Genomic DNA, 684 nt, shown 5'->3' with positions numbered 1-684 from the left:
GTCGGCGGGGTAGTTCTCGAAGACGACGATGCTGTCGAACATCGGCGAGCCGGCCGGCACCTCGCTCCAGCTCTGGATGTCCGCCAGCGCCGAACCCTCGAACTCCCGTGCCGCCACCTGAGCGTCCTGCAAACCCCGCAACCAGCCGACGACCGGCTCACCACCGTCGACGCACACCCGCACCGGCAACGTATTGATGAAAATGCCCACCACATCGCCGGCACCCGCCAACTCCGGCGGACGACCCGACACCGTCGAACCGAAACACACATCCCGCACACCGCAGTACCGGGACAACAACAACGCCCACGCGCCCTGCACCACCGTGTTCACCGTCAACCGATGCCGCCGCGCGAACCCCGCCACCGCATCAGACACCACCGGCGGCAACACCACCGGCACCGACGCATCCGCCCGAGCCTGATACGACCCCACCGGCACCCGGTCCACCGGCAACACGTTCGCCGCCTCGAACCCCGCCAGCACCTCCCGCCAGAACCGCTGCTCGGCACCACGATCACGAGCCGCCAACCACGCCACGTAATCCACGAACGGACGCCGCACCGGCAGCCCCGCCACCACCGCCGCGCCCTGCGCCCCCGACACCAGAGCCCCGTACACGGCAAACACATCCGACAACACCTGGAACGTGCTCCACCCGTCCAACATCAGATGATGCGAGGT

1 protein-coding gene is annotated in these 684 nt (G+C 68.1%); it reads right to left on the bottom strand.

Annotated elements, in window-relative coordinates:
• Window positions 1-669 (bottom strand): condensation domain-containing protein (locus AC2CHG_RS31695; protein WP_484526237.1); only part of this gene is annotated, 669 nt, incomplete at its 3' end.
• Between the last annotated feature and the right edge of the window lie 15 nt (window positions 670-684).

Source organism: Micromonospora sp. ATLC20, assembly GCF_057196585.1.
Note: the sequence above shows the minus strand (reverse complement) of the source record. Positions and strands in the feature narration are given on the sequence as shown.